The organism is Cupriavidus sp. CuC1 (genome assembly GCF_044627735.1).
Lineage (GTDB): Bacteria > Pseudomonadota > Gammaproteobacteria > Burkholderiales > Burkholderiaceae > Cupriavidus > Cupriavidus ulmosensis.
Window position 1 is genome coordinate 1 of the sequence record NZ_JBIUHC010000288.1, and the last position, 6,129, is coordinate 6,129.

Annotated in this window: 7 protein-coding genes and 1 pseudogene; 2 read left to right on the forward strand and 6 right to left on the reverse strand. The window is 60.9% G+C overall.

Annotated elements, in window-relative coordinates; all coding sequences use genetic code 11:
* Positions 1-278, reverse strand: a pseudogene (locus ACGLHR_RS50300) (IS66 family transposase); the annotation flags it as partial.
* Between the two features lie 65 nt (positions 279-343).
* On the reverse strand, positions 344-532 hold the full coding sequence (gene tnpB / locus ACGLHR_RS50305; RefSeq protein WP_400103433.1) for an IS66 family insertion sequence element accessory protein TnpB: 189 nt from the start codon (positions 530-532) through the stop codon (positions 344-346).
* Between the two features lie 1,002 nt (positions 533-1,534).
* On the opposite strand from tnpB, the gene ACGLHR_RS50310 reads away from it, so the two are divergent.
* On the forward strand, positions 1,535-1,915 hold the full coding sequence (locus ACGLHR_RS50310) for a hypothetical protein (RefSeq protein WP_400103435.1): 381 nt from the start codon (positions 1,535-1,537) through the stop codon (positions 1,913-1,915).
* 423 nt (positions 1,916-2,338) lie between these two features.
* Here the strand turns inward: ACGLHR_RS50310 and ACGLHR_RS50315 are convergent, their stop codons facing one another.
* Positions 2,339-2,524 (reverse strand): hypothetical protein, encoded by a 186-nt coding sequence (locus tag ACGLHR_RS50315; protein ID WP_400103437.1) that lies wholly within the window; start codon positions 2,522-2,524, stop codon positions 2,339-2,341.
* On the reverse strand, positions 2,521-3,213 hold the full coding sequence (locus ACGLHR_RS50320; RefSeq protein WP_400103439.1) for a hypothetical protein: 693 nt from the start codon (positions 3,211-3,213) through the stop codon (positions 2,521-2,523). Before ACGLHR_RS50320 ends, ACGLHR_RS50315 begins: the two co-directional genes overlap by 4 nt.
* 952 nt (positions 3,214-4,165) lie before the next feature.
* Here ACGLHR_RS50320 and ACGLHR_RS50325 point away from each other — a divergent pair.
* On the forward strand, positions 4,166-4,378 hold the full coding sequence (locus ACGLHR_RS50325; protein ID WP_400103441.1) for a hypothetical protein: 213 nt from the start codon (positions 4,166-4,168) through the stop codon (positions 4,376-4,378).
* Between the two features lie 249 nt (positions 4,379-4,627).
* On the opposite strand, the gene ACGLHR_RS50330 is transcribed toward ACGLHR_RS50325, so the two are convergent.
* Both ACGLHR_RS50330 and ACGLHR_RS50335 read right to left on the reverse strand, forming a co-directional pair.
* Positions 4,628-4,834, reverse strand: coding sequence for a hypothetical protein (locus tag ACGLHR_RS50330; protein ID WP_400103442.1), 207 nt, complete (start codon positions 4,832-4,834; stop codon positions 4,628-4,630).
* A gap of 331 nt (positions 4,835-5,165) precedes the next feature.
* Positions 5,166-5,840, reverse strand: a complete 675-nt coding sequence (locus tag ACGLHR_RS50335) for an SOS response-associated peptidase (protein ID WP_400103444.1) — start codon at positions 5,838-5,840, stop codon at positions 5,166-5,168.
* Between the last annotated feature and the right edge of the window lie 289 nt (positions 5,841-6,129).

Consider the following 6,129-nt stretch of genomic DNA (forward strand, 5'->3'; position numbering starts at 1 on the left):
GGTGTATCCGATTGGAGCTGTTCGAGCTCGGTTTCGATCGCGGCCAGATCCGCGTCAATGGTCTCATCGAGCAGGCTCGCCTGCTCGGCATTGAGCTGCTCGCTGCGCTTACCGAATTTCAAGCGCTTGAGTATCGAGATCTCGTGCGTGAGCTGGTCGATACGCGTCTGGCGGTAACGCAACTCACGATCTTTCTCACCGACCTGGGCGATCAACTCAGCAGCCAGTGTCCGAAGCTGTTCCGGGCTGAGGTCGTTGAGGTCTGTTGGCGAGTTCATACGGCCAGTTTGCCAGAACCAAAGCCACCATGGAATCGAAACTGTTTACGCCCCCGCGCGATGCATTACACCACGGAGATCGCGTGATCGTGCGTCAATGTCTGCCACGGAAGGCCCGTCACAAGCGCCCGGAGTTGTTCGGGATTCAGCGCTACTGCGATCGCCGTCTGACCATTCGTCCATACGAATCGCCCCTTGTTCAGGCGACGCGCGGCCAACCAGATTCCGAAACCGTCGTACACCAGCACCAGCACCTTCTTCTCCCCGACCGATGCACCGGTCGCCGCGTGAGGCTGTCCGGGCGCCGAGTTATGTTGGCCCTCCCGGCAAGTAGGTAATCGTTCTTGCCGGGCACCATCCGGTGCGTCGGCTCAAGAGCAAGCGAGAATCTTGACGCGAATCTCCACCCCTATCGGCACCCATTGGCCAGAAGAAGGGGAAACGCTCATTTGATGGGCACCGAATGATCGGAAGGGCGACTAAGTCTTCGATGCCGCGCCCTCGGGCACAATCTGGCGCTGGTGGGGTCAGAGGGGATTCGCATTTTCAATGGGCGTGGCGCACCGCAGCATATGCCTTCGCGGGGGACGGTTGGGCCGACGTTTAGGGCGATGCATGGCGCTGCGCGCGAGGGGACGTTAATCCTTGCGATAGCCGCAGTCTAAAAAAAATCATGTCACGCCTTGATCATTTGCATAGGGCAGTATTGAATGAATTCTCCCGGCGCGGGATTGATGCCCGGGGGTCAAGACCTTGCAAAGAGGTCGCAGTCTCAACCGCACAGGCCAAGCGCCCGGCGCGGCGACGGTAGTGAAGCTCCCCAGCAGACCGAACGTATAAAACATCGGAGACAAGATGCTGAGTCCTCATGAATTCGCCACATTGATCCTACTCAGGGAGGAACGGGATCCGCATGACCTGGATCCCGTGGATCTTGACTCCCTGCTGTGTCACCAGCTCGTCATGCTGGAGAAGAGTCCCTCTGGCCAAGCCTTCCCTCGCATCACACACCGCGGACATTCGATTCTTGACGCCGTCGGGCGGGCCCGCTAAGGCACCGTCCGCTCGTAACGTATTGCGGGCCTTCCTGCCCTCGCGATCCTGCGGACCGCCGAGGGCAGGTTGCGTGCGCTGTCGCCTCGCCAGGTGAGTCGCTCCCAGCAGTTGGCCGATCCAATGACCCTATCGCGTCAATCCCGGCGGCACGCTGCCCCAAGGACGTGCAGGGGCAACTCAGGAGCCATATCGCGCCTACCTTGCCCACCGAACAGATTGCGGCTGTGCCGGCCGCCAATCTCGACAATCTCGACATCCTGTTCGATCTGACGAACACGGAACACGTTCCTTTCCGCCTTCCAGAAAGTGGCGAACTAAATTTGCAGACGATGAAATCGGCCTTGACGGAAACGGATGAACCCACGCGGATGGCCTTCTCCGCCAACGATCCGCAGCAACTGCTGGCTGTAAGCGAATCTGTTGCAGCGCACTGGCGAGCAGGCACCGTCAAATTGACGTCAACTGTACGTACCAGCAGTTCAAGCGCCTCTTCCAGGCGTGCGCCAGCGCGCGATGCGTGCGGCGGGAGGACCGCGCGCCTGCGTCCCAACTGTGGGAAGATGCCAAGGCTGCTGGCGTGAGCGTGCTTGAGAGATCTAGAACGCCCCCAGCGTAGGGTAGCAAGAGAAAGCGGCCGATCCGTATCAGCGGTGTACTGCCCACGCTGGGCATCCAGGTGCAAGTCGTCATGGAGGGTTGGCAGCTATTCATAAAATCTGAAGCTTCAGATATGCGAATCCCGGCCATTCCTCGTGGGTAAAGAGCCCTCATGGTGAGCGTTGTTCGAAAAGTCGGGGGCAAGCCTGGAGGCTTTGCTTTGAGCGCCTAATTAGCCATGCGAACGCGGCGGGCAGCGTGCGGGCTCGTTCAAGGGCGCGCTGGAATCGTGGGAATGGGTTGCCGGCGTCCTTCGCTCGCACCTCAGCACCATAGCCATTTGTGCCCCTTAGATTACACACCACTCGAGCTGGACCACCAATGAGAAACGGGCCTTGCGGCCCGTTTTAGCGTGATCCTTCGAGGCGCCATTCCGGCAACTCGGGGTAATGGCTGCGCTTCGAGCGCTTTGCCGCCGCCTGGAGGCGCTCCTTCATCGCAGAAGTGACCACCGCCGCCTTCTTCGCGCGCACGACAACCTTCGCGGACTTTGCAGTCAAGGTCAGCTTCTTCGTTTTCAGCGCTTGGGTCATATCATCTCCTTCTCGCGAAGGTAGTTTAGCAGTTTTCGCCACGCGGCGCTGTCGGGGGCGAGGTCGAATTCCATCCACCGCTGACAGCCGTAGACCCGCCACCAGTCCTGGTCGATCTGGAGCACGTCCTGCACCGTGCGGCACGCCTCCAGGCCCGGCCATCCCTCCGTCTCGTCGGCATCCAACAGCGCGTCAAAGCCTAGTTTAGGCCAGAAGCGATAGCCGATCATGTGCGGGTCGTGCCCACGTCCGCCGCCGGCGACTAGTGAGATGTGCGTATAGCCCAGTCTGTGGGCAACCATGGCGCACAGCGCAAAAGCAATCGTGCCTAGCCAATCGGGCGCTTGCCGTCTGAGAAAGAAATGGTCGACGTGCACTGCATGCGCAAGCCCTTCCGGCTCGATTTGCTCACCCTCCGGCAGCACCCCGTCAGCAATTACGTCGTCGATGTGTAAGGCGGGCCCTGCTTCAACCTCGTAGATGCCAATGCGGTTCTTGTGCCCCTCGTGCACCAGGTCAGCATTGACGCTGGTGAAATACGTGCCGGGGGGAGCATCGTCTCCACCATGGTCGTACTGCTCCTGAGCATGGACCCGTGATCCATTGAAGACCATCAGCAACTGCGCAGCCTCTTGGCTCGCCAGCTCAACGTCGTAGAGTTCAATTGAGTCGTCCTCGTTGAGATCCACACCGTCGAACCTAAAGACACCCGTCAGGTGCTCCGCCACCAGAGGGGAGCGGCAGAGCGCCTCATACGGCTCTCGCAGTACGCGATCGAAAAATTCTGTGCTGGCTAAGGGCATATCGGTTAGAGGGACCCAGGATCGCGAATTTTACCTGTCAAAGTGATTGTCGTTGCCTTCTCTCCAATCCCGACACCGCCCGCAGATCCTGTGAGGCAGGTGCCCCACAAGCCCCTTCCCGTTTCTGCGGATCAGGCGGAGAAGCCAGCGGCGCGCAAGGTCGCCTCGGCCGCCGCGAGGATTGCGTCTCGGGAGATGCTTTCACGCCGTTCGACTGACAGATGCCGATCCACTCGCCCTCAACGAACGCGCCGCGCCAACCTGACGGCACCGGGTACCCATACTTGTCACCGCTCGAAGCGGAAGAACCGCCTTTCGAGCTTGGGCACATCGAAGCTGTACAGCCTTGTGCGCAAACCAATCCATAGCACCTTGGCCTGCCTCGCAGTGGAGAAAAGACTCTGGTCAAGCCCCAGTAAAGCGTCGAGCTGGGCGATTCGTCGCTGGGCTGGGGCCATAGCGCTGATGCACGCGCAGCAGGATCGGGACGAGCCGCGGCGGGAGTGCCGCGGCGGGATTTTCGAGCAAGCCCGGCAGGCTGGTGATGGCGAGCGTCCCCACCGGCAGACTCACGCCACGTTCCGACCGGGGCCTTATCACCTGCGATCTTGGGCTCTTCATTGACCTTAACCGGACTCTCAGTGGCCGTTCTGGTTGTGAACATGGCCGCCCAGCGAATGGTCGGAAATAGGCGACGCCCAGCGGGAGAAAGACCTCGGCAGGTCGCGCTGGCCGGCGCCGTGATCTTTGCCTTGGCCCTCGGCCTCGCCGAGTCTGACAAGCCAGCTATTCCTCCAAGGCGGCGGAACTGGCGGCGTTTCCGCTAACGAAATGCCCGATGACGCCCGTGGAGGCGCTGGCCACTCAGATCCGCCGCCTGGACGTCAGCAGGGTGGTCATTATCGGGGGCGATCCGCTCAAGGCGCAGGCACTGCGGGACAAGCTCGCCACCGACGGCATGCATCAAGCTCTTGGGCGACATAACCAGTTCTCATCATTGCAAGCGCATGTGCGGTCGCGCCATGGCGCGCCAGCGTACACGCATCGATGATCGCGTCGCGCGGCCGTAAGGTCACCCCACAGCAGGGGGGCTGGGAGTTTCGGTGCCGTCTCCGGAGCGTGACGGCTTCCGATCGGATAGGAGCCATAGCGACGCGCTGCGCGTCGCACGGCGACCTTCACCTTGCGCGAACCGTGCCGGCGCAAGCGTTCCATCTTCCGCTCGGCGCGGCGTGCCAAAAAACGTTGAGGTATCTCTATCGAAGGCAACTAAATGTGCCCAATGGGGGGCGTCTTCTGGTCATTGAGCCAGTTGGCCCGGATAGCCGCCGACCAGGCCGAACAGCGCGCTGAACTCGTACTGGCAATCCTCACACACGTATTCCTGGTGGACTGTCAGCGCGCCCACCGCGCATGCGCCCATGGTCAGGTTGCCGGACCAGCACGCCGGGCACAGCGTCTGGCCGTCCGCCACTACCTGCGCTTTCCATTCATCCGCATTGAGCATCCCGGTCTCCCTGATGGTCTCGTTGCACCGTGTAGGCTCCGCTCTTACTGGTGCGGCCGAGTTGTCCTCGCATCGCCAGCAGTACCTGACTTCTGCCGATGCCATGAAATCCTTGTTGCAGCTTTTGCATGTGCGAATTGGCATGTCTGGGCATCCAAGGACGTCCCTGCTACGGGCGTTTCCTCAGTTTCGATCTGGTTGGGCTGCGGCGTTCGGCGTGCCTGAAGGCCAGATAAGGCCCCGTGCCCGTTTGGCTGGTAGGTTCATGACAGGATCGAAACCCGCCTTTTTGGCTTCGCAACCCCACTAGTATCGGGAGGGCAAATTTGGGTTACAGGAGGCTTGTCGTCGCTGAGTCTTTCCGGGGCAATCTCGGCGCTGGCTCTGCCTGCATTTGATCGGCAGGAAACTCCCGCAGAAAGCTGCGCGCGACTTCTGGATCCCGGCAGGATAGCCAATCGTCCCAGGTAGTTCGCGGCAATATCACGATCATTCGCTTTTCCTTGCCTGGTGCGTGGAAGCGGTTCATCAGCGGGTGTTTTTCCGAGTTGATGGTTATCATGGTGAAGCTGAACACCTCGGTGCCGGCCTCGCCCGGCCAGGCGCGCCACAAGCCGGCAATCGCGAACTCGGGCTCGTCCTTGAGCCAGATCCGCCAGCGGACCGACTTCGTTTGCCCCTCCTCATAGAACGGCTCGTAGAAACTCGCGGCCGGCACCAGGCAGAGCTGACTCTTCCTCCAAGGGCCGGAGAACGACCGCTTCTCACCGACCGTCTCCGACCGCGCGTTGGTGGTGTCAAACTTCGCCACGCCGGGTGGGATGCGGGTCTTGGGCACCATGCCGAACGTGCCCACCAGCGCCTGGCGCGTGCCTTCGCCGTCGGCCACGATGATCGGCGCGGTGTAGTCTGGCCAGGTCTCCGGCGGGTAGTCGAGGGGCGGTGGCTCGACACCGTAGACATCGCGCAGCAGCTGGGATTGAACGGGAAGATAGTTGTTGCACATTGCCAGTCCTCCAGGAAACAGCGAAATCGTATCAGGAAGCAAGCCTTGTCTAGAACGCCTGCTCATCCACGAATCTCGCCCGGCGAAGGCCTTGTCAGCAAAAATCACGACCGCTAGTCGGCAGCCGCCCCAATAGCGGCGTGAGGTCCACCATTCGCTGCGCGACAAGATGCCGAACCTCGCCCTCGCATTGCCATTGCCCGAGGACGCCGATTAGCAGGCTGCTGAAGTACTAACCGCACAAGCGGCAAGACTTCCCACTGTATGGTTGATGTGCCGCCTATTTTTC

Bases quoted from the DNA above. Each gene is read 5' to 3' on its own strand.
- ACGLHR_RS50315 (WP_400103437.1), bottom strand. From the start codon at position 2,524: ATGACCCAAGCGCTGAAAACGAAGAAGCTGACCTTGACTGCAAAGTCC.
- ACGLHR_RS50325 (WP_400103441.1), top strand. From the start codon at position 4,166: ATGACGCCCGTGGAGGCGCTGGCCACTCAGATCCGCCGCCTGGACGTC.
- ACGLHR_RS50330 (WP_400103442.1), bottom strand. From the start codon at position 4,834: ATGCTCAATGCGGATGAATGGAAAGCGCAGGTAGTGGCGGACGGCCAG.
- ACGLHR_RS50335 (WP_400103444.1), bottom strand. From the start codon at position 5,840: ATGTGCAACAACTATCTTCCCGTTCAATCCCAGCTGCTGCGCGATGTC.